We start from the raw sequence: 21,974 nt of genomic DNA on the forward strand, positions 1-21,974 counted from the left end.
TCCAGTTGCACCAGTGACCCCTGTTGCACCAGTAGATCCTGTTGCCCCAGTTGCACCAATAGATCCCATTGGGCCTGTGTCACCAGTAGATCCTGTTGCTCCTGATACCCCTGTAGCTCCTGTAGCTCCAGTTACACCTGTGGAACCTGTGGCACCTGTTGCACCTGTGTTCCCTGTCGCTCCTCCTGCTTCTCCAGTTGCACCAGTTGCACCGGTAGCTCCAGTGGAACCTGTTGCTCCTGTTACACCTGAGGCACCTGTTGCACCAATGAATCCCTTTGGACCCGTGTCCCCCGTAGTTCCTGTCCTACCTAATCCTCCTGTAGCACCGGTGGCTCCAGCTTTTCCCGTAGCTCCCATGGCACCAGTTGCACCAGTGGATCCTGTTAGACCCGTGACACCCGCAGTTCCTGCCGCACCATTGGCTCCAGCTTTTCCCATAGCTCCTGTGGCACCAGTTGTACCAGCGGTACCCGTATCGCCTTTAACCCCACGTAAACCTCTTGGGCCTCTTTTACAACACTTATTCATTTCCTTCTTCTTAAACGATTTACACTTACAAGGCTTCACACGGCATTTCATACACCTTACAGATGTTTTTTTCTTTTTTTTTGGGCTAGTCTCTTTTTTATTAAGTTTTGATTTTGTACTTTGAATTATTTTAGATTTTTGAGATATTCGATCTTTTTTTTCTACAGTACTGAACACACTCAACATATGTCACCTCCATAGCAATAAAGTATGTGGACAATCGTTGACTGGAATAGACACTTGTCTCAATTAGAAAAGATAATGGTGTTTTTCTTGTGCTACGGTTTGCTATACGTGCAATTATCCTTATTTTTGGATATAACTTAAAAATAAATCAGATATTTCCAATAAATTCCAGTTAAGAATAACAACCGACAGTTTAACACAATTAAGAAAAAATTCTTTTTTGGTTAATATTCCAAAGGTAAGAAAAATCTACTTTGATATTTATTGAGCTATAATACTCCGTTATTTTAGAAGATATTAGTGAAAATATATTTCGAAATTAAATAATATTTGGAGTTTTTGTGCTATTTCTTAAAAATTACAATGGCTTCATGACAGATACTTATTGAGAAGTAAATACAAAAGGATCTGCCACGACAGATCCTTCTCATATCACACAAAATAATCGTTTTCTTTAAAGGTTGTTGATTAAGGAGCCCATATTTTGGTGGGCACGCTATTATTAAGAAGGAGTATAAGATAAACTAGCGCTAAATGAGAGTTGAGTAACATCAGCTGCTGAGGGATCGGTCGAAGCAAGTGTCCTTACACGAATTCCAATACGATCACCCGCTGCGACTGTTAATGTTCCCACCAGATTTATATTGGTTGCTGTACGGAAAGTGCCGGCAGTAATTATATTATTTGGAAATCCGAATCTAACTGAACTAGTCAGCGGAGTTGTCACGTAAGGTGAAGAAATATGATCAATGCCATTATTTGGAACGGAAGGTGCTAGGAATACAGTAAAATCATATTGAAGACCGAGCGTATTTATTGAAACCACTGAAGCAACCAGTAAATCTGCGCTTATTTGTAAATTCCGAATAGTTCCCGCAAAGGGAATTGGGAATGCAAAACCACCTGCTTCGGGTGGACTCGTTGATTCTCCAGAGCCGTTGATAACTTCAACCGTGTGATTACCAAATCCCATTAAAATTGGAGCAGCAGATACTACAGTAGCACCACTCAGAATGATGCCTGTAGAGAATGGAATAAGTCCTCCTGATGTTCCCGTAGCTCCTGTTCCACCTGTTGCCCCAGTTGCTCCGGTTCCACCCGTTGCCCCTGTTGCTCCTGTTCCACCTGTTGCCCCTGTTGCTCCTGTTCCACCTGTTGCCCCTGTTGCTCCTGTTCCACCTGTTGCCCCTGTTGCTCCTGTTCCACCTGTTGCCCCTGTTGCTCCTGTTCCACCTGTTGCCCCTGTTGCTCCTGCTTCTCCCGCTTCTCCAGTTGCTCCAGTTGCTCCTGTTCCACCTGTTGCCCCTGTTGCTCCTGTTCCACCTGTTGCTCCTGTTCCACCTGTTGCCCCTGTTGCTCCTGCTTCTCCCGCTTCTCCAGTTGCTCCTGTTCCACCTGTTGTCCCTGTTGCTCCTGTTCCACCCGTTGCTCCTGCTGCTCCCGCTTCTCCAGTTGCTCCTGTTCCACCTGTTGCCCCTGTTGCTCCTGTTCCACCTGTTGCTCCTGTTCCACCTGTTGCCCCAGTTGGGCCAGTTGGGCCGGTTGGGCCACCCGCAGGTCCAGTGGCACCAGTTGCTCCTGTTGCTCCAGTTGCTCCTCCACCCGTTGCTCCAGTTGCTCCAGTTGCTCCAGTTCCACCTGTTGCACCTTGGAATCCTCGTGGTCCTTCTGCTCCTGTTGCACCTTGGAATCCTCGTGGTCCTTCTGCTCCTGTTTCGCCTTGGAATCCTCGTGGTCCACGCGGTCCTTCTGGTCCTTGGTGTCCTCTCGGCCCTTCTGCTCCTGTTGGTCCTTTTGGTCCTGTTGGCCCTTCGGGTCCTCGTGGTCCTTCTGCTCCTCTTGGTCCTGTTGGCCCTATTGCTCCTTGGAGTCCTCGCGGTCCTTCGGGTCCTGTTGGTCCTGTTGATCCTGTTGCTCCTTGGGGGCCTCGCGGTCCTTCAGGACCCGGAGGTCCTGGAGGGCAATTACATTTTCCCATACTAATCTCATCTCCCTGTAGTCAGTCTATTTCATCATATTAATAGCCTAAAAAGATAGACACAGTATATGCCTACCAAAATAAAATAGTGGGAATAAAACCCATTTTTCTTATATTTTAGACCTTCTATGTGAGTGTCCCATACAAAGTTAATGGCGTTTGCATTATATAATTTTAGGATAGATGACTAGGGAGTGAAAAGAATGGACGAGCGCCCATTGATAGGTATTATGGTAAGTAATAGGCGTAGCAGAAAAAGGATATTGAATCTTTGTCATAGATATGTGAATCTCAACATTAAACTTTACGCCTTCACGCCAACAGATATACAGTGGAAAAAAAAACGTATTATAGGAATTAGCTTAAAAAAAGGCAAATGGACACAAAGTTCATTCCCATTTCCTAATGCCGTCTACAACCGCTGTTATAATAAAAAACCAATCAACATTCAACGCTTTGAAGCAGCAATAGGCAGGAATAAGTGTTTCAACACTATCAATTTTTTCAACAAATGGGATCTCTATAACCTATTAGTACAATCTAATCTAGAACCATATGTACCAGAGACATTTCTATATAATGAAGTGAACATATCAGAACTATTAGAGTCCTATAAACTCGTCTACTTAAAACCAATTTATGGAAATAAAGGAACGTCGGTATATCGGGTTGAGATAATGGAAAATGAAGATATACACATTTCATTGCATAGCTTAGCTCCAAGATATATTTGTAGAAAAAATGAAAGCATTCAGGAGAAATTGGATGAACTTCTCGGACCAACGACATACATAGTCCAGCAAGGGATTCCAATGTGTCAACTTGATCATCAGTATTTTGATGTCCGCGTCCTAGTTCAAAAGGGAATTACGGGAGAATGGACGATCCCCACAATAACATGTAGAGTAGCGCACAAACGATATTTTAACACTAGTATGTGTGAACATATTTATAATGTTGATGAGGTTCTCCTCCAATTATTTTCGCAGGAAAAAGTGAATGACATTCTTCAATCACTGCTAGATGTAAGTGTAAAAGCCGCACAAGAAGCAGAAATTCATTTGGGTACATTGGGAGAATTGAGCGTGGATTTTGGCATTGACCAAGATAGTAATCTTAGGATTATAGAACTTAATGGACAACCACAAAAAAGTATATACAATGACTTAAAGAATTTTAAAAATAAAAAACTAATTCATAGTAGACCATTGGAATATGCTTATTATCTCTCTAAGCTCTGATAAGTAACTATTTATATCCTTCTCACTCTTCAATAAATATAATTGAAAATTGAAGATAACTGCCAGTTAGCGGAGTGAAGGGCTACCACGTCGGCAGCCCTTCAGATGTTTAGCTATCGTTCACCGATTTCCCAATCATTGGTTTGTACCGATTTTAGACTACCTTTATCCGGATGAATCGTTTCGCTAGTTTGCATAGGTATGAACTCCAATCTAAACATTTAGCCTTTGACGGAACCAAGCGTTATTCCTTTAACAAAGTATTTTTGGAAAAACGGATAAATCATCAATAGAGGAAGCATGGAAATGAAAATTTTCGCCGAATTCAACGTCTGGTTGGATAAGGTTGTCATTCTCTTGGCGGATTCCGCGTCCATTTTGGAAGGGTCAATAACGAGCGCTACTTGCCGAATATAAGACTGCAGAGGGTAATTCTCATTCTTCGTCATTAATACGAGAGCTTGAAAAAATTCATTCCAATGACCTACAATGGTAAACACCAGAATCGTTGCCAGCACAGGTGTTGATAAAGGTAAAAATATGCCGAATAGAATACGCCACGGTCCCGCGCCATCCATCAGAGCGGATTCTTCCATTTCCTTCGGCAAGTTCCGGAAGTAATTCATGACCAGTATGACATTAAAAACAGGTAAGCCGCCTCCGAGCACAAGACCCCAAATACTATTAATCATACCGAGGCTTTTCATTGTCATATACCACGGAATCAACCCGCCGTTAAATAGCATACAAAAAATTAGAAGCCACATGATGACATTTCTCGGTTTAAAATCTTTCGATGTTTTGGCCAGCGGATATGCCATTAATAACACGACGAAAAATGTAATGACGGTTGCATAGAGTACACGCTGTACGGAAATAAAGAACGATCTAAAAAATTGCTCGTCACTAATAATTGTTAGGTATGAGCCAAATGTAAAACCTTGAGGCCAAAGAAACACGTGCCCTGCAGCTACTGCCGCTTTATCGCTCAGAGAGACCACTAATGTGTACCAAACGGGTAAAACACAAAGGAGCGTAATCAATATAAGAAGCAGTACATTAACACCATTTCCTATCCTAGAAAGAAATGAGCGTTCTTCAATCATCATCATCAAACCTTTCTATTAGAAAATTCGATAATTCGCAAAGCGGTATGCTAATCCGTACGAGATGGATATCAAGACTAGACCGACAACCGATTTAAGAAGTCCAACCGCTGTAGCCAATCCATACTGCATATCAAGTAAGCCTGCCCGATAGACCCAGGTATCAATAATATCACCTGTCGAATATACGATCGGATTATATAGATTGAATATTTGATCGAACCCGGCATTTAGAATGTTTCCCAAGCTTAATGTGCCCAGCAGAACAGCAACCGGTAATATACTCGGAAGCGTAATGCTAATCAGCCGTTTAAACTGGGAAGCCCCATCTATGGCTGCGGCTTCGTACATTTCAGGGTTAATGGACGTCAGTGCCGCGAAAAAAATAATTGCGGCAAAACCAAATTCCTTCCAAATATCACTTGCGACTACGAGACCAGGGAAAATATTAGCATTTGCAAAGAACAGAATGGGGTCAACACCGAGACCAGACAACATCTGGTTGATTGGACCCGTCAGAGAGAAAATATCCAGCATGATGCCAGCAATTATGACCCACGATAAAAAGTGAGGCAAATACACAATTGTTTGAACCGAACGGCTGAACAACCTGTTTTTCACTTCATTTAACATAAGAGCAAATACTAAGGGAACGATCAAGTTACCAATCATTTTCATTAAAGCAATAACAATCGTATTCTGAAATATTTGTTTACTATCATCAAGTTCGAACATATAACGGAAATTTTCCAATCCGATCCAAGATGACTTCCATAAGCCAATACCTGGGTTAAAATCTTTAAATGCAATCAGTATTCCGTACATTGGGAGCAGATTACAAAAGAAAAGCCATAACAATCCAGGCAGAAGCATGAGGTAGTAATGCTTGTAGACTCCTCGTTTAAGCATGTCAATCTCCCCTTAATAAATCGAACAAGACGAGTGAGCAAGGCACCCGTCTTGTTCATTCTATTTTTATTTCAACTCATTTACTTCCTTAGTGATCTGATCGCCGCCTTGTTCATTCCATTTTTTCACGAAAGAATCAAACTCATCGATTGGAGCGCTTCCCATAATGATTTTCAGGAAAGTCTCGTCTTCGATCTTCTTCAAGTTTGCCCATCTGGATTGCATCGTTTTCGTTTGGGCAGTTGCAAGGCTTTTCACCCAATTGATTTTGGGAAGAGCATCAACGAATGCAGATCCACCGTTCAAATGCGCATACAGGTGAGTGAAGAACTCATCATTTTGGTTCCAATTTGGAATGTCATAGTTGTCAAAAGGCTCTTTCTTAACAGCTTTGACATGAGAAGCTAGTTCAAAAGCAAACCCATAGTTCAGTTTATCAACTTCCTCGAGCTTCATCTCGCCCTTCAGAACCTTCTGGCTGGATTTGACCGCATATTGCAATTGATCACCATGACCCATGATGAGGAACAAAGGAATTTCCTGGGAAGTCATTTCTTTGCCGACAGCTGTTTTATAACTAGGATCTTTTTCGTTTACATGGATATTGAGCATTTTCATAACGGCTTCTGGATGTTTATATCCCTTCTTCACAACAATAAACGAACTACCAGTTGCTTGATTGGAGTTAAATTTCCCTGATGCGTCCAATGGTGCCGCATATGGCCGCCAGTTAGCTTTCGGATCGTTCTTGATTGAATCCGTCAAATTGTAAGGAGACCACCATGGTCCGAAGAATATTCCCGTTTTCCCGCTTGAGATGACCTCTTGCGTGCTTTTCCGGAGTCCCATTTCCTTATCCAGGATTCCTTTGGCATACCAATCGCGCATTGTGGCTAACGATTGTTTAGTCTCCGGCAGGGTGGATCCGTATACAGCACTACCGTCCTTATCTTTGACCCAGATACCTGGGTAAGCGTTATTAGCAAAGAACATCGGCGAGAAATTTAAATAATGGTCTCCAGAAGTAAGGAAGTTGGAATACAGAGCTCCTCCCTGTTGTGTACCAACGATGCCAAGCGTGTTCTCTCCACCCATTTTGTTGTCTATAAATGCTTTCGCAATGATCTCAAGATCTTTCAGTGTTTTAGGCGGCTGCAGCCCTAGCTTGTCGAGCCAGTCTTTCCGGATCCAGGTCATCGGCGCTGAAGGCAGCGTAGTTTCAGGAAGTGCATACAATTTGCCGTCAAAGGTCACTCCATCCAACAGTCCTGGATTTGAATCATAGATTTTTTTCAATCTGTCGGTTCCATACTTTTTGTAAACTTCCGATAAATCGGCCAATTGTCCTGCCTTCACCATTTGCCTTAATTGGGATTCGTTAACCAACATCGCATCCGGCAGATCATTGCTGGCGATAGCCAAGCTTACTTTTTGACTGTAATCTGTATTTGATGCTTCCCACGCATGTGTGACAGCAATGTTATACGTATCTTTCATCCATCGCGTGTAAATGTTGCTTTCTGCAGTATCGCTGCCTCCATACTTATAATTTGGGTCAATTCCTCTACCTATTGCAACCTGTACAGGCTCTGGGAATTTCGCCATGAGATCCACTTTCACCTCGGCATCTTTACTTGTTGGACTGCTACTTGGGCTAGTACTTTCGTTTTTATCGGCACATGCACTTAAACTTGTGGTTACAAGCAGCCCAGCTATTATCGTCATCAAAATCTTTTTCATTGCCCTTCCCCCTCTAACGATTCGTCTTTACAATCTCATTTTATCATTGAACACATATTCTCAAGTTAGATGACCATATCTAATCAGGTTGACAAATACACAAAAATAGAAAAAACGCCCGAAAGATTTCTACCTCTTTTTCGGACGAATGTCTACCCTATTATTATTTTTTTTGTCTATAATCGCTTGGCAGCACACCAACCTGATCTCGAAATAAACGGCTGAAATATTTTTCATCATTGTAACCGACCTGTTCCGCAATCCATTGTATGGTTTTTGTTGTATTTTTCAAATATTCCTTTGCTCTCTCCATGCGTATATACCGAATATAATCGGTGTAGTTTTGTCCTGCGATCTGTTTGAAACACTGGCTAAAATAGCTGCTGCTCATATTGACCATCTTCGCCATTTCTCCAGCGCTGACAGGCTGATCCATCATTTGTTGTGCCAAATTCATCGCCTTCGTAATGCTGTTCTGAATCTCAATGGAATATTGAGGCTTTGAATTTGCTTGTCGTATCGTTTCCCTTGAAGCTCTTAACCATGCTTCAAATTGAACCCAACTGGAGAAGAAATCTTCCACTACTATGGGGTTAGAAAGAATTTGATAATAAAGTCGGTTCCATTCATCCGTTAAGCTAAAGAAAATTCTAGTCAATCTAATAGGTTGAAGCTTCATTAATCTTAGCTCTTGAATCATATGTTCAAAAATTTGATCGTCCAATATCCATTCTGAGGATAACCATCTTTGTTTCACCGTATTCATTTCATAACCCATTTCATCATTTCCCCTACTCAGTATGATTCTGCTGTTAACGAACTGAATGGGCAGGGATGGATCATAATCATAAAACAAGTCGTTCTTTCGATAGACCCGAAGAAGCCGTAGAAGCGATTTCCGGTCCATATCTTTCAGATCCTTAAAGCAAATAAGAGCATAATTCGGATTTGGCGCGACAGCATTCGACATCATGTCCGTCCAATACCATACGCCAACATCGGCCTCAACCGCTTCTTTAGGCAGGGAAATAGCCGACTTCAAATCATCACTTTGTTGATGTAATGCGTATAATACAAACAACTCATCCACGCGGCCGATTTCATACTGTTGGATAGGAGGGCCATTTAACGAATCCTTCATAACCATGAGTGAAGCAATTCTACTCAATACATCTTCAAACTGTTCTTTCTCCAGCTGAGTCTTCGCAATATAATCAATGGCTCCCAGTCGAAGTGCCTCCTGCACATATTCAAAATCCTGATGCAGCGTCAAAACCACAATCTGAATATGTGGATGTCTTTGCCGCACTTCTCTCATTAATTCGATTCCTGACATAACAGGCATAGACAAGTCTGTAAGTAATAAATCAACCCTGTTGGACTCCATGAATTGCAGGGCGTTCTCCCCATTATTGGCCTCACCCGCAACAACCATTCCGAAATCCTGCCAGGGCATGAAGGAGACCAGTCCCTTACGAACGATCTTCTCATCGTCTACGATCAGCACGCGAATCATAGTTTTAATTACCTCCTGAAACAGGAACGCGCAGAGAAACGACAGTCCCTTTTCCAATCTCGCTTTTAATTTCAAATCTTGACTTTTCCCCGTAGTTTGCTTCTAGGATACGCTTCACATACTTCATGCCGATTCCCATTCCTACTTTCTGACTTTCCATCGTATCATCTTGCAGCAACTGATCGATCCTTTCTTGCGACATCCCCGCGCCATTATCTTGGATGGTAATCTCAAGCTCATCGTTTAACTGGATAGCTACATGAATATATCCATCATCGCTAACACCATGATAAAGGGCATTCTCTACCAAAGGCTGAAGAATAAAACGGGGGATCGAAAACGCCATCGCATCGTCATCTACATCAATGTCGACATCGAATTGGAAATCATATCGGATTTTTTGCAGTTGCAGATACTCCTTTAAGGCTTGAATCTCACCGCCAATGGTAGTTGCTTCACCCATTTTACCAAGATTATAATTCAACAGTTTATTTAAGGATAGAACTAGTTTATCGATTTCTTCCTGCCCATTCATCATAGCCAGCCAATGGACGGTATCCAACGTATTCATAAGGAAATGCGGATTAATTTGATACAGTAGCTTCTCAACCTCCAGATCCGCTCTCCGCTTTTCTTTCTGTTCAATCTCCCCATATAATTCCCATATTTTCCTTTTCATGTTACGTATTTGATAGAGCAAATAATCAAATTCCGGTATAAACGTTAAATCTGTGCGTTCCTCGGAATTAGACTGAATAAAGGACTTAATTTCCGTATTGAACTTGTCCAAAGGCTTATATAACATTTTCCACAATAACCATGCCATCAGTACCGCTGCTAAAACGAATATCAAGAAGAAACCGGTCATTTGGAATAACCATTGGTTCTTCTCCTGATTCAATATATTCTTGGGGAGAATCGAAACGATGCTCCAACCTTGATTACTTGTTTCTTTATACCAAACGTATTGACCATAAGTACCTGATTCGTCCTCTGGGCTAAAATCGGGAAACAAACTATTTTCATGGAAATTTTGGTTATCTTGACTAAAAGCAATTCTTCCGTCATTATCCAGAATAACTAGCCGTCGCGATTTATTTTGCTGGCTTTCAGAAGCAAATAAATTTTTGGTGGCGTTAAAACCTGTCTCAATGTATAAATAAACGTTTTGTTCCGGTAAATTTACTTTCCTCATTGTGCTAAATACCAACTGATTAATGGACCTGTTGTAGCTTTTGTGAGGACCATAGTAAGTAATTTCCGGATATTTAGACATAATTGGAAGCTGTTCCGGATTAAATTGATCCCTGACTACAAAATTCTCGAAATCGTATGAACCATTATCCGGGTAGTAATACATCGTTAAACCTACATTCGGATTGGAGAAGGTAATAACATTCAGTTCACTCTTAATCTCATTACGAAGTCTTATCAGCTCATAGGGGTCGGTCTCATGCTGCAGCTGTTCAGACAGCCTATTGGTCCCACCGCCAAAAGCGATCTGTTGTGAAACATGGTTTACGTTATTCAATGTGTTTTCCATTGCCAACAATTCCTGCTTCAAGCTGCTCTGGATGGAGCTTTCAACTTTATTGGTAATGATCGAATTAATCGTGTAGAGAGATACAACTCCAAGACATATAAAAGGAATTAGAATGCTGAGGAGAAAAATAGAAATAATTCTTTTCTTAAAAGTGACCTGTTTGAAGCGAGCTGCTAATGAGTTTAGATTCATGAGTCTCCTCCGTTCAAAAAAGATATTACCATGGATCACTGTTTTTAACTAGAACTCCCTAAACGATATAATAGGTGGTGTTATGACTAATGACTTCCTCCATACATACAAGAAAATAAATAGGCGTTCACGGGATGATGATGGGTGGTTGTGTTCGATGACAAATAGTTTTGAAGCGCAAGAAGCCAGCAAACTCAAGGGCTCAAGGGTTTGCTGGCTTTTCTTATAAAATTGATTTGTAATTTATATTTTGAAGTGGTGTCTTTCAGCGACCTAATTCTTCAAGATCCGACGGAAATTGAGTATCTTGAATACCTTTAAACAAATGACCATCACTTTCAACAAATTTCTTATAATTTCTGTCTATGAACTAGTTAAAAATAGAACTTCCATAAAATTGGAAGTTCTATTTTTATTTTTTTGCTTATTATATTAACCTATCCTTTAGTAATACATCTAACTATTTATAGGTGATTTTTAATACTGGATATTTCAAAAAAATGAAATGGTCAGAACTATCGTTGATAAGGTACATGCGGATATTAAAGTTATTATTTTTCCTTTGTTTTTCTCTTCTGAAGATTTTACAAGTTCTCGGGATACCGCAATCCATGTAACAATAGATACGATGGCTGCTATTAAAAGCAACATATTATCTCCCCCTGTTTAAAAATTTCACATACGTTATTTCATTAAAATAAGAAGCAAGAATTATATCGTGAACTTAGATAACCTAAGTTTTGCATATGTTCTGTATTTTGTATTAGATTTCCTCTAATAATCAAGTCTTTCATAGTGACTTCGTTTCTCTAGTGCTGGAAAGCTATGTTAGCGAAATAACATTTCTGATAAGTTACGTCGTTAGTTTGATTAAATCTCGGACATTTTTCAATCTTCAAACATAACTGCTTAATCCGTAAATTTTATGCGGGTCAACTTCTCGCTAATTTGCCAAAGTCGTTCCGCAAATTCCGGATCAATCGCCCAAGGAAATACACCTGTTAACTTTTGACTCAATCCTTGTGGAGCTTCTGCCGTAATGACTTCGGCAATATCAACATCTAAGCAGAAAACGCCTCCTTTGCCCTCAAGTTGAGGACTGGTTGCGCACCACACGCTAGTAGCAGCACCCTGCTCAGTTGTCTTTAGTTCTCCAGTTGCTGCAGCCCTTTCCTCTTCTGACATAAAACGCACTAAATCGGTCATAATTCTTCCTGGATGTACAGAAAACGCTCGGATACCATGCGCTTGACCGCGCTTGTCCAGTGCAACGGCAAAAAGCGCGTTAGCAGATTTGGACTGGCCATAGGCCTTCCATTTATCGTATTCCCTGTGTTCAAAATTTGGATCCTCGAAATCAACGCCACCGAAGCGGATACCTGTTGACGAAACAGAAACTACCCGCGCGTTTTTTGCCTTTTTCAAGGCCGGCCATAGTAGTAACGTTAACTGAAAGTGACCCAAATGATTGGTTGCAAATTGGGATTCGTAACCGCGTGCGTCACGTTCTAAGGGAGGAGCCATGATACCGGCATTATTAATAAGGATATCCAGCGGCCGTCCAGAGTCCAGAAACTTCTGCGCAAATGCCTCGATTGAAGCTGGATCGATCAGATCCAACTCTTCTAGCTCAACTCTTGGGATGCCTGCAACCGATGTCAGAGCTTTCTCTGGTGTACGTGCGGGTACAATGACTGTTGCACCAGCCTCAGCTAGGGCGCGGGTTGTTTCAAGTCCAACGCCTGAGTACCCGCCAGTTACGATGACGATTTTCCCATTCAAATCATAGCCTTCAAGTACTTTCCGTGCTGTTGTTTGGGAACCAAAGCCCGAATGGATTGGTTCTTGAGGTGTAATTTGATAGTTGTTATCTTCTTGCATGTTCATTCTCCTCCTAGTCTGGATTTCTTCATTAGGTCCATAAAATGATCAAGCTTATAATTCATTAATTCCAACGTTGCCTTTATTTCCACCATTTGCGATTCAATTTCGAGTTTATGCTTATAAAGTACGTCATAGCATTTCTCATAATTTTGAACAGTTGCCAAGGACATGTAATGTTTAATTTCGCTTAACGGCATGCCGGTTCGTTTGAGATGTGAAATAAAAACTAGACGTTCGAGATGAATTGTGCCATATTCCCTCTGTCCGTTTTCCTTTCGCTTCGTCGGCGGTAGTAGGCCAATCTTTACATAATACCGTATCGTGTCGTAACTGAGTCCTGACTTTTCCGAAATCTCTGCGATTGAAAATGTAAGCTCCAACTTCTGCCTCCTCTCTAATCCCCGTTAAGCTGTTCTTTTTCAACCGTATCCGTATCTTAAGATATGGAGTTTACTCCATGTTAACATATTTACTTCTATTTTCGGATGAGAGCGTTTTTCTCGACGATGATAAAAAGGTTATGCGTCAGGAGATCACAATGAAATATGAAATATGAAATATCAATACAATAGAAGGAAAGCTCATTATTACTGGATAGTTTATCCGACTGAAGTTGAGTTATTCTACTCGTTAGCGGATCGGTTAAGTTTATCTTGTTGGCAATCGGAGAATTCCTTGTGTGATCCAATCCCAAAATCGAAATCCTATAAAGTAGGTGAATTTGTGTCGCAATACTACATGCTAAAACAATTGCTCATTTTTTAATGGCACAAATCCTCTCACATAAAAATAAAAAAGCCTGATTCCTCAGGCATTTGCATTTAAAATTATGTAGGCACATTTGTGTCATTGGACACTTCCTGCGGAATTATCACCTTACTACTTCTCTCTTTGTAGTATTCTCTGCAAACTTGCCTGCGGCGACCTATTTATTAATTTTCCGAGCTGTGATTAAAAAAGTGCCAGCCACCTAAAGTAGGCGGGTTGCCGGTGTCGACGGTTAGCAGCTCCCGATGCTGGGCGATCACTTTGCGGAAGGCTAGCACGTATTCATCGATTTGGTCGCGCCACTCGTGCTTGAACCAGGGAAGCGCGAACAGTCGCGCTGAGATTGACTCCGTCACCGGCAGACTGCCCTCGGGTTGCCTCAAATCGCGGTTCGCATGGGCTAAAATCGTCGGTTTGCCATGTCCGTATACATCTGCATTCTGGAAAAAGGGATGCAAATGCAAAGGCAAATTGCATCCTGGACTTACACTAAACACTCCCTCTGCTCGCAAGGCGGCGCAAAAGCCGGTCACAGACAAGCCGCCTAGCGCCTCCGGCTCATATCGACCGCGGGCGGCGTACCACCCTCCGTTGCGACTGCCGGATCCTGCTTCCGGACGATGAGGTTTGACTCCGGGCAGCCCGCTCAGCCCTTCCCAGAAGTAAGACATCGCCCGCTCGATTTCGGCGATGCGCTTTTCATAATACTTCAGCTGCACGCGGCCGACAGCCGAGCTGAGCTGATGCATCCTGTACTTAATGCCGCCGAGCGGAAGCCCCATATACGGCTGGAGCTCCGGCGTCTCGATCTTCGTTCCATACCGCTCGTAATGGCCGAAGGCAATCGCCCGCTCATACACAGTCCGGTCCCTCGTCACCAGCATGCCGCCTTCGCCGATCGCGAACGCTTTGCCGGTCATCATGGACATGGCGCCGACGTCCCCGATCGTGCCGAGCGGACGTCCTTTATAGAGTCCCCCTATCGCATGGGAGACATCCTCAATCACCTTCACCCCGTGCTTAGCTGCTACACTTAGAATCGGGTCCATATCTGCTGGATGGCTCAGGTAATGGACCACCACGATCGCTTTCGTGCGGCTCGTGATCCTCCGCTCGATATCCGTCGCATCGAGGCCTAGCGTTACGGGATCGATGTCGGCAAATACGACGGAGGCACCTAGCGAGAACGCTGGCATCGCGGTCGCCCAGTAGGTGAGCGCCGGAGCAATGACCTCATCGCCGACTCCGACCCCGCAGCCGAACATAGCCGCTTGCAGCGAAGCGGTTCCGTTATGGAAGCCAAGCGCAAACGGAACCCCGAGCCAATCGGCGATTTCCCGTTCGAACTGCTCGGTGACATCTGTACCCGACATCCCGCCGCGACGCAGCACCTCCAGCACTGCTTCTTCATCCTCTTTCGTAATGATCGGCCAACGAAACAACTCCTCGTGCGCCTTTGTAACCGTCTTCGGTCCGCCCAGTAGAGCGAGCTTTTCTTCTACCTGTTTCACATGTGCTCCCCCTTTCTTTAGAAGGCGAGTTGCCCGCCGTCCACGACAAGACACTCACCGGTAACGAACGCCGCATCCTCCGAAGCGAGGAATGCGAATACGCCAGCCACGTCGCTTGGTTTGCCGGTACGTCCAAGCGGGATTTTTTCCCGAATATATTGTTCGATAAATTGCGTGTCATCTATCGTTTCGGACATCGGCGTCTGTATGTAGCCCGGGCAAACCGCGTTTACACGGATACCGCTTGCACCCAACTCGATCGCCATCGTCTTCGTCAGTAACACAACGCCGCCTTTAGACGCATTATAATGTGCGTACTTCGCCTCACCCACGAGGCCGTTGGTGGAGGCCATATTCAGGATGACGCCCTCCCGTTGACGAACCATGACTTTGGCCGTCTCTTGAGCCACCCAGAACATGCCGTTCAAATTCACGTCGATGATCCGGCGCCAATGCTCCGGGGTAATATCCAGAACCGGCTCTTCCCAAGCTATCCCAGCATTGTTGACCAATATATCGATTCGGCCGAAGCGGCTCACGGTCCGTTCCACTGCTTCACGGACTTGTTCGGTATCAGACACGTCAGCCGTAACTGCAAAAATGTCCGCTGCGACCGCCTCCAGCTCTTTGACAGCTTCCGTTAAATTGGCCTCGTCGTTCGAGACCAAGGCCAGTGCCGCACCTTCCAGGGCGAACCGCTCAGCCACAGCCCTGCCAATTCCCCGCCCTGCCCCAGTGACAAGGACGACTTTTCCTTCAAATCTGCGCATCGTCATCCCTTCCCTTCCGCTAGCTCGGCGACGACGTCTATCTCGACGAGTATGCCGTCTAACTGACCGCCGAAGCAGGTGCGAGCGGGGTAAGGCGCAGAGAATACACTTCGATACACCGAATTAAACCGCTCAAAGTCGGCCATATCGGACAATATCACGTTCGCTTTCACAACGTCGTCCAGCGAACTGCCCGCGGCCTCCAGAATCCGACGCACGTTCTCCAGCGTTTTCTCCGCCTGTTCCTCGATCGAGACACCGATGATCTGACCTTCCAGATCAAGCGGACCTTGTCCGGATATGTACACATGTCCGCCTGATATGATCGCCTGCGAATACGGGCCGTCTCCCTTGGAAGTGGTCTCGGTTACAACCGGTTTTCTCATTGTAGGGTACCTCCTCAGAAAAATTTCGTTAGTCGTGCCTAGGGCCGCACCACTCCACGATGATGCGGGCGTATATCTCCGTAAGACGGTAAAGGGACTCCAGCTCGACATATTCATCAGCCGCATGCGCTTTGGCACCGCTTGGGCCAAGCACGAGTGCAGGCGTTGGACTGTACAGGTTGAACATAAATGAGTCGCAAGCGAAGGGTGCCCCGCGCACGACCGGGGCGGCGTTCAGAACCTTTTGTGTCTGCTGAATGGCGGTTGCCAGAATGGGCGATTCCGGCGGTAGCGCCGAGCCCGGCAGAAAACGGATGAGCTTCGCAAATTCGGGAATTGATACCATATCGCCGAACATCTCCCGGTAGCCGGCAACCAGCTCACTGCGTAGTTCTTCCTCGGTCACGCCCGGATAGCACTCGACCCAAATGTCGAGAAGGCTGACTTCGGGACCAACGTCGCACAGCGCAGCACTCAAGTCGCCCGCCTCCAGCCGGGTGGGGATGATCGGCAGCGACGCCGGCTCCCCATACCATGGCGAAGGACCGGGCAGCCCACTCCGTTCACGTTCATGCCGCTCCAAGAAGACGAGAAAGCGGCCGACGTCGAAAAGCGGGTTATGGATCGCTTCCCCATTGAACGAAAGCCCGGTATTTCCGCAGAACGTCAATCGCCATAAGGCTCCGCCACGCGCAGCGGGACAGACAACCAAATTCGTCGGCTCCGGCACGATAGCCGCATCGGCATGAACGTCCTTCAGGCGCCCGGCTAGCGTACCGTTCGCTCCGCCGAACTCCTCGTCGACGACTGACTCCACGATGACGTCGCCAGCCAGCGGCACGCCGAGCTCCCTTACGCAGCGTAAGGCCATCATTGAAGCTGCCAAGCCCCCCTTCATATCGTATGAGCCCAGCCCGTACAGGCGCCCCTCGCTTACATAAGGCTCCCACGGGGAAACAGACCATCCGGGAGCAACGACCGCTGTATCGATGTGGCTCGAGAATAGAAGCGAACGGCCACCGCCCGTCCCTCGGTGCCTGCCGTGCACGTTCGGTCTATGTCGGTAATCTTTGCCGGGGAAATACGCGGGATGCTCCCGGAAGCCTGGTACATCCTCCGGCGAATACAGCTCCGTCTTGAGTCCCCATCGCCGCATCAAGTCATACAGCAACTCCTGACATTCCTGCTCGGTCCCGTCGAACACCTGATTTACCGTCGATTGGCGGATAAGAACGGATGTCAACTCGATCAGGTCATCCTTGTTCGAAGACACCCATTCGGCAATGCGCGCATCCAGATCGGGTAAGATGTGTTCGAATAGTGTCATTGAAATTTCCCCCTCGCAGTGACGTTCCAGAATGCTTCGACCTCGCCGCCACGCACGGTGGCTACACGGTCCGTCATGTTGATAACCCCGCAGCAATGGACTGGTATGAAGGCCAGCCGGTCGCCGATGCGCAGTCCGCGTGCGGCTTCTCCAAGATGCAGCATACCGTGCTCCTCAGTCATCCATTCGAGCGTCACGTCCGGATGACCGATCGCATAGCCGCGTCCCGTCCCAATTGGCGAGTCATCTCCGTCGCTCGTGAACAGCTTCGTTCCAGCATCGACAACCGCACGGTCCGGCGCAGGCCTACTGATTATGGTGGTGTATACGGAAAGCGCGCAATGGTCCAGCTGATGTGCGCCGAGCTTCACTTGCATCAGATCACCGAACACGTACGTACCCGGCCGAAGCTCCGTAACACCGGGCAAGCCGGCGACAAAACGACTGGAAGGCGTCGATCCCGCGCTTACAATCTCCATCTGGTAGCCTTCCGCCTCCAGCAAGGCGGCCAGCCGTTCGACGGTCCCCGCCTCATGAGCTGCAATCCGCCGACGCTCCTCGTCGCTTTCTGTATCATAAGACTGGCCGGCGAACGTAAGAAGCCCTTTCAACTCAAGCGACGGCTCCTTCGTAATGCGGGCTGCCATCGCGCGCAAGAGGCCTGAATCCGGCTTTACACCTACCCGCCCGAAGCCGCTGTCCACTTCGATCAGGACTGCAACTCGGCGTCCCGCAAGCCGGCCGGCTTCCGCCGCCGCCTCAATACCTTCCTCGCTTTCCACCGCAACGGTAATCGCCGCCCGCGGCAGTAGCGCGGCCAGTCGCTCGATCTTTCGGCGACCAATGATCGGATAGGCGATCAGGATGTCGCGAACGCCCCCGTCCACCATCACCTCCGCCTCCCCAAGCTTAGCGACGGTGATGCCCGCCGCCCCAGCCTCGATTTGCAGGCGGGCGACCTCGGGCAGCTTATGTGTTTTGGCATGTGGCCGCAGCCTGACCCTTCCCAAATCTGCGATCTGCTGCATGTCGCGGATATTTGCGTCCAAGCGTTCTAGATCGATCAAGACGAACGGGGTGTCCAGTTCCTTAATTTGCATGATGTTGGCCTCCTGAATGAAAAGATTGTCACAATTCACCAAGCCGCAATCTGACCGTCCGTCCGGGGCTCGGTACCTCCAATCAACGTGCCGTTCTCCAAACGCCAGATGATCTGGCCCCTGCCAAAGCTTCCGGAGTTTGGGGACCATCGGATATCGTGGCCCATTCTGGCGAGCTTGTCGACGATGCTGCGGGGAGTTGTAAGTTCAAACTCTACGGTTTTCCCTTCTACCCATTGCCACCGCGGGGCGTCCAATGCCGCCTGAGGATGGAGATGGAAATCGATGGTATTCATCAGGACCTGCAGATGGCCCTGCGGCTGCATTGCTCCCCCCATCACTCCGAACGGTCCGACTGCCAGGCCATTTTTGCTGAGAAAACCGGGTATGATGGTGTGATATGGCTTCTTGCCCGGTTCAAGCGAGTTGCAATGGTCCTTCTCCAGCGAAAAGCTGTACCCCCGGTTGTGCAGAGCGATTCCCGTACCCGGAACGACAAGACCGGACCCAAAACCCATGTAATTGCTTTGGATGAAGGAAACCATATTTCCGTCCCCATCCGCAGTGCATAGATAAACCGTCCCGCCTTGCGGCGGTCGACCGGGCGCCGGTTGCAGCGCCGACGATCCAATGAGGCGGCGGCGCTCTTTTGCATAGGCATCCGAAAGCAGCTCTTCCGGCCGTACGGACATGGTCCGCGGATCGGATATGTACGCCTTTCCGTCCGCATACGCGAGCTTCATTGCTTCTAGCTGCTTATGGTACGTATCGACGGTATCGCGCTGCGTAAACTCGAATCCTTTGAGAATATTGAGCGCCATCAAAGTCACCAACCCGCTCCCATTAGGCGGAAGCTCCCATACGTCATACCCGCGATAGTTCACACTGATCGGCTCGACCCATTCCGGCTTGTAAGCCACTAGATCCTCTATGTGTAAATACCCATTGTACTGTTTGGAGAATTGGTCGAGCTTTTCTGCTAATTCACCGCGGTAGAAAGCTTCGGCGTTCGTTTCCGCGATGATCCTAAGGGTCTTAGCATGATCCGGAGAAGACCAGATTTCTCCGATTCCCGGAACCTTGCCTTTCGGTGCGAACGTATCAAACAATGCTTGAAATTCAGGTCCTTGCAGTCTTTCGCGAAAATATCCGATCGCTCCTTGCCAGGAGCTCCCAACAACAGGGGAAAGCGGGAATCCCTCTTCCGCATATCGAATGGCTGGCTGCATCACTTCCGCTAAGGGTAGCTTCCCGAATGCTGCAGCCAATTCCGCCCAAGCGGCAGGAGCACCCGGAACGGTAACCGGGCTGAAACCATACATGGGCATTCGATCAAATCCCGCTTCCCGTAACGAATCAATTGATATACGCTGTGGAGCTGGCCCGCTAGCATTCAAGCCGTGGAGCTTTCCTTGATACCAGACCAAGGCGAATGCATCTCCTCCAATCCCGTTGGAGGTGGGCTCCACAACGGTCAGGGCCGCTGCTGCAGCAATCGCTGCATCAACGGCGTTTCCGCCCTTTTTCAACATGTCAAGACCTGCTTGGGCCGCAAGCGGCTGCGAAGTTGCAACCATCCCGTTTCCAGCAAATATGGCGGAACGGCGGGATGAGTACGGATCATTCATCACATCGAAATCCAACGATAGCCTCTCCTCTACGGTTGTTGTAAGAGATGGAACTCAGGTTTATAATTAGGTTGAATCTATTCAAAATTACAAAAGGACGATTGATATGATGAAAAGGAAGTATACAGTCCCTGCGCTCGAGAAAGGTCTTGCGATCATCGAGATGCTTGCCCGTTCTCCGGTCCCGCTCGGCGTTACCGATATTTACGAGATGAACAAGATCCCGAAATCTACGATTTTTATGATTCTCACAACTTTGGAAGACTTAAAATACGTGCAAAAGGCCAATGACGGCAAGTATTGGCTTACACTCCGGCTATACAACTTCGGCATGGAAATGTTGTCCAGGCTGGATATACGCAATATCGCGCGCCCCTACATGGAGAAGCTCGCCTCTGAGCTCCGCTTTACGGTGCATCTAGCCATGTTGGAGAACGGCAAAGCCAGCTACATCGAGAAGGTTAAAGGTCCTGGCTTCGTGCAATTCTCAACTGAAGTGGGGCAATCCTTCCATCTGCATAACTCCGGAGTGGGTAAGGCGCTTGCCGCGTACGTTCCGGAGGACTCCCTGGCGCAATATGTGGAGATGCACGGTCTGCCTGCCATGACTGAGCATACAATCACGAACCTTGACACGTTCCGTAGATTCCTCGTGAACGTTCGAGAAGTCGGCTATGCGATCGAGGACGAGGAAGGTGAAGTCGGTATCCGCTGCTTGGCGGCGCCCATTTTTGATCATTTGGGTCAAATCTATGCCGCCATTAGCATTACGGCACTGCGAAGCGAGTTGCCCAGCATGTCTTATCAGGATGTCGGACTGAAGGTTCGGGATGCCGCACTACGGATTTCCGAACAGTTGGGTTATGAAGGACAAGCTCCTACCAGCTAAAGCTTTTTGATCCTGCCTTTAAATCGCTCGATAAACTGCCTGTTCCAATCGTCGCCGCCGGATGCGTTACCGCTCATCCAAATCGGCGGTTTAACGCCTTCCGCCACAAGCAAGTTAACGGTCTCCGCAACCAGCGCATTTAGTAGAAACGCGTTGGCAAACGTCGATATCGCGGCTACCCGCTGCTCCAAACCATCGATTTCCAAAACGGCGTCGCCAACGCCTACTTTACAATCCAGCACGACGTCGACTAGGTCATGCAGATTCTGCTTTGACGGATGGCGTGCTGGATGTTCCGCCGGCGTTTGACTCGCGTGTCCAACCGAGGTGACGCCAATCGTCGTCACCCCCCTTTTCTTCGCTTCAAGCGCTGTATCGATGACAGCCGAATTGATCCCGTATGCATTGATGATGATCAGAAGATCTCCTGCCTGAAGCCCATAGTCTTCGACCACGATACGTCCATAGCCCGGTGTACGTTCGACCGCCATCGATCGGAGTGCACCTCCGCTCAGCAGCGTGCCTTCGTCAAGGATTGCACTGACGTGCATCAAGCCGCCAGCCCGGAAAAATATTTCCTGTGAGCCAAGGTTGGAGTGTCCCCCCGGACCGTAAGCGAATACGATTTTGTCCTGTTTGACGTGATCTGCAACCAAACGGGCGGCCTTCAGAACCGCCTCTTTCTCTTCTTCATGCAGCCGTGACAGATGCTCCGTCACAAGCGCCAAATAGTGCGTCATCGGAGACAAGCTCATGCGTCAGCTCCCCT

General features: G+C 46.9%; 17 protein-coding genes and 1 pseudogene. 2 read left to right on the top strand and 16 right to left on the bottom strand.

The window, feature by feature from the left end:
- Together AC58QM_RS28170 and AC58QM_RS28175 are read right to left on the bottom strand one after the other, a co-directional pair.
- Positions 1–531: pseudogene (locus tag AC58QM_RS28170) on the bottom strand (hypothetical protein); the annotation flags it as partial.
- Positions 532–1,219: 688 nt separating this feature from the next.
- A complete protein-coding gene (locus AC58QM_RS28175; RefSeq protein WP_497288114.1) occupies positions 1,220–2,695 on the bottom strand; it encodes a collagen-like protein in 1,476 nt (491 codons plus the stop codon).
- A 203-nt stretch (positions 2,696–2,898) separates the two neighbouring features.
- On the opposite strand from AC58QM_RS28175, the gene AC58QM_RS28180 reads away from it, so the two are divergent.
- Complete coding sequence (locus AC58QM_RS28180) at positions 2,899–3,936, top strand: YheC/YheD family endospore coat-associated protein (protein WP_497288115.1); 1,038 nt, start codon at positions 2,899–2,901, stop codon at positions 3,934–3,936.
- A gap of 221 nt (positions 3,937–4,157) precedes the next feature.
- Here the strand turns inward: AC58QM_RS28180 and AC58QM_RS28185 are convergent, their stop codons facing one another.
- The 13 genes from AC58QM_RS28185 to AC58QM_RS28245 form a co-directional block, all read right to left on the bottom strand.
- The gene (locus AC58QM_RS28185; RefSeq protein WP_497288237.1) at positions 4,158–5,042 is read right to left on the bottom strand and encodes a carbohydrate ABC transporter permease; all 885 of its coding nucleotides are present in this window, start codon (positions 5,040–5,042) and stop codon (positions 4,158–4,160) included.
- 18 nt (positions 5,043–5,060) lie between these two features.
- Complete coding sequence (locus AC58QM_RS28190) at positions 5,061–5,951, bottom strand: ABC transporter permease (RefSeq protein ID WP_497288116.1); 891 nt, start codon at positions 5,949–5,951, stop codon at positions 5,061–5,063.
- 66 nt (positions 5,952–6,017) lie between these two features.
- Positions 6,018–7,691 carry an extracellular solute-binding protein gene (locus tag AC58QM_RS28195; protein WP_497288117.1) on the bottom strand — a complete coding sequence of 558 codons (1,674 nt, stop codon included), beginning with the start codon at positions 7,689–7,691 and terminating at the stop codon, positions 6,018–6,020.
- A 163-nt stretch (positions 7,692–7,854) separates the two neighbouring features.
- Positions 7,855–9,207 carry a response regulator gene (locus AC58QM_RS28200; RefSeq protein ID WP_173120182.1) on the bottom strand — a complete coding sequence of 451 codons (1,353 nt, stop codon included), beginning with the start codon at positions 9,205–9,207 and terminating at the stop codon, positions 7,855–7,857.
- A gap of 4 nt (positions 9,208–9,211) precedes the next feature.
- Positions 9,212–10,942: a sensor histidine kinase gene (locus tag AC58QM_RS28205; RefSeq protein ID WP_497288118.1), complete on the bottom strand. Its 1,731-nt coding sequence runs from the start codon at positions 10,940–10,942 to the stop codon at positions 9,212–9,214.
- Positions 10,943–11,851: 909 nt separating this feature from the next.
- Positions 11,852–12,823 (bottom strand): oxidoreductase, encoded by a 972-nt coding sequence (locus AC58QM_RS28210; RefSeq protein WP_497288119.1) that lies wholly within the window; start codon positions 12,821–12,823, stop codon positions 11,852–11,854.
- Between the two features lie 2 nt (positions 12,824–12,825).
- Positions 12,826–13,206 (bottom strand): MerR family transcriptional regulator, encoded by a 381-nt coding sequence (locus AC58QM_RS28215; protein WP_497288120.1) that lies wholly within the window; start codon positions 13,204–13,206, stop codon positions 12,826–12,828.
- A gap of 552 nt (positions 13,207–13,758) precedes the next feature.
- Positions 13,759–15,105, bottom strand: a complete 1,347-nt coding sequence (locus tag AC58QM_RS28220; protein ID WP_497288121.1) for a DegT/DnrJ/EryC1/StrS family aminotransferase — start codon at positions 15,103–15,105, stop codon at positions 13,759–13,761.
- A 17-nt stretch (positions 15,106–15,122) separates the two neighbouring features.
- Positions 15,123–15,875: a meso-2,3-butanediol dehydrogenase gene (gene budC / locus AC58QM_RS28225; protein WP_497288122.1), complete on the bottom strand. Its 753-nt coding sequence runs from the start codon at positions 15,873–15,875 to the stop codon at positions 15,123–15,125.
- A gap of 2 nt (positions 15,876–15,877) precedes the next feature.
- On the bottom strand, positions 15,878–16,261 hold the full coding sequence (locus tag AC58QM_RS28230) for a RidA family protein (protein WP_497288123.1): 384 nt from the start codon (positions 16,259–16,261) through the stop codon (positions 15,878–15,880).
- Between the two features lie 28 nt (positions 16,262–16,289).
- Positions 16,290–17,588 (bottom strand): M20 family metallopeptidase, encoded by a 1,299-nt coding sequence (locus AC58QM_RS28235; protein ID WP_497288124.1) that lies wholly within the window; start codon positions 17,586–17,588, stop codon positions 16,290–16,292.
- Positions 17,585–18,688, bottom strand: coding sequence for an alanine racemase (locus AC58QM_RS28240; RefSeq protein WP_497288125.1), 1,104 nt, complete (start codon positions 18,686–18,688; stop codon positions 17,585–17,587). The genes AC58QM_RS28235 and AC58QM_RS28240 overlap by 4 nt, the downstream gene beginning before the upstream one ends.
- A gap of 35 nt (positions 18,689–18,723) precedes the next feature.
- The gene (locus tag AC58QM_RS28245) at positions 18,724–20,316 is read right to left on the bottom strand and encodes a gamma-glutamyltransferase family protein (protein ID WP_497288238.1); all 1,593 of its coding nucleotides are present in this window, start codon (positions 20,314–20,316) and stop codon (positions 18,724–18,726) included.
- Positions 20,317–20,422: 106 nt separating this feature from the next.
- Here AC58QM_RS28245 and AC58QM_RS28250 point away from each other — a divergent pair, with 106 nt between their 5' ends.
- Positions 20,423–21,205 carry an IclR family transcriptional regulator gene (locus tag AC58QM_RS28250; protein WP_497288126.1) on the top strand — a complete coding sequence of 261 codons (783 nt, stop codon included), beginning with the start codon at positions 20,423–20,425 and terminating at the stop codon, positions 21,203–21,205.
- On the opposite strand, the gene AC58QM_RS28255 is transcribed toward AC58QM_RS28250, so the two are convergent.
- Positions 21,202–21,960, bottom strand: a complete 759-nt coding sequence (locus AC58QM_RS28255) for a sugar isomerase domain-containing protein (RefSeq protein ID WP_497288127.1) — start codon at positions 21,958–21,960, stop codon at positions 21,202–21,204. The genes AC58QM_RS28250 and AC58QM_RS28255 overlap by 4 nt on opposite strands.
- Positions 21,961–21,974: the final 14 nt, after the last annotated feature.

The organism is Paenibacillus sp. J22P165, from assembly GCF_059692015.1.

What these genes read in the sequence shown, in the direction of transcription:
- AC58QM_RS28175 (WP_497288114.1), bottom strand. Translation starts at nt 2,695, where the DNA reads ATGGGAAAATGTAATTGCCCTCCAGGACCTCCGGGTCCTGAAGGACCG.
- AC58QM_RS28210 (WP_497288119.1), bottom strand. Translation starts at nt 12,823, where the DNA reads ATGCAAGAAGATAACAACTATCAAATTACACCTCAAGAACCAATCCAT.
- AC58QM_RS28200 (WP_173120182.1), bottom strand. Translation starts at nt 9,207, where the DNA reads ATGATTCGCGTGCTGATCGTAGACGATGAGAAGATCGTTCGTAAGGGA.
- AC58QM_RS28240 (WP_497288125.1), bottom strand. Translation starts at nt 18,688, where the DNA reads ATGCAAATTAAGGAACTGGACACCCCGTTCGTCTTGATCGATCTAGAA.
- AC58QM_RS28180 (WP_497288115.1), top strand. Translation starts at nt 2,899, where the DNA reads ATGGACGAGCGCCCATTGATAGGTATTATGGTAAGTAATAGGCGTAGC.
- AC58QM_RS28245 (WP_497288238.1), bottom strand. Translation starts at nt 20,316, where the DNA reads ATGAATGATCCGTACTCATCCCGCCGTTCCGCCATATTTGCTGGAAAC.
- AC58QM_RS28195 (WP_497288117.1), bottom strand. Translation starts at nt 7,691, where the DNA reads ATGAAAAAGATTTTGATGACGATAATAGCTGGGCTGCTTGTAACCACA.
- AC58QM_RS28250 (WP_497288126.1), top strand. Translation starts at nt 20,423, where the DNA reads ATGATGAAAAGGAAGTATACAGTCCCTGCGCTCGAGAAAGGTCTTGCG.
- budC (WP_497288122.1), bottom strand. Translation starts at nt 15,875, where the DNA reads ATGCGCAGATTTGAAGGAAAAGTCGTCCTTGTCACTGGGGCAGGGCGG.
- AC58QM_RS28230 (WP_497288123.1), bottom strand. Translation starts at nt 16,261, where the DNA reads ATGAGAAAACCGGTTGTAACCGAGACCACTTCCAAGGGAGACGGCCCG.
- AC58QM_RS28235 (WP_497288124.1), bottom strand. Translation starts at nt 17,588, where the DNA reads ATGACACTATTCGAACACATCTTACCCGATCTGGATGCGCGCATTGCC.
- AC58QM_RS28190 (WP_497288116.1), bottom strand. Translation starts at nt 5,951, where the DNA reads ATGCTTAAACGAGGAGTCTACAAGCATTACTACCTCATGCTTCTGCCT.
- AC58QM_RS28205 (WP_497288118.1), bottom strand. Translation starts at nt 10,942, where the DNA reads ATGAATCTAAACTCATTAGCAGCTCGCTTCAAACAGGTCACTTTTAAG.
- AC58QM_RS28185 (WP_497288237.1), bottom strand. Translation starts at nt 5,042, where the DNA reads ATGATTGAAGAACGCTCATTTCTTTCTAGGATAGGAAATGGTGTTAAT.
- AC58QM_RS28255 (WP_497288127.1), bottom strand. Translation starts at nt 21,960, where the DNA reads ATGAGCTTGTCTCCGATGACGCACTATTTGGCGCTTGTGACGGAGCAT.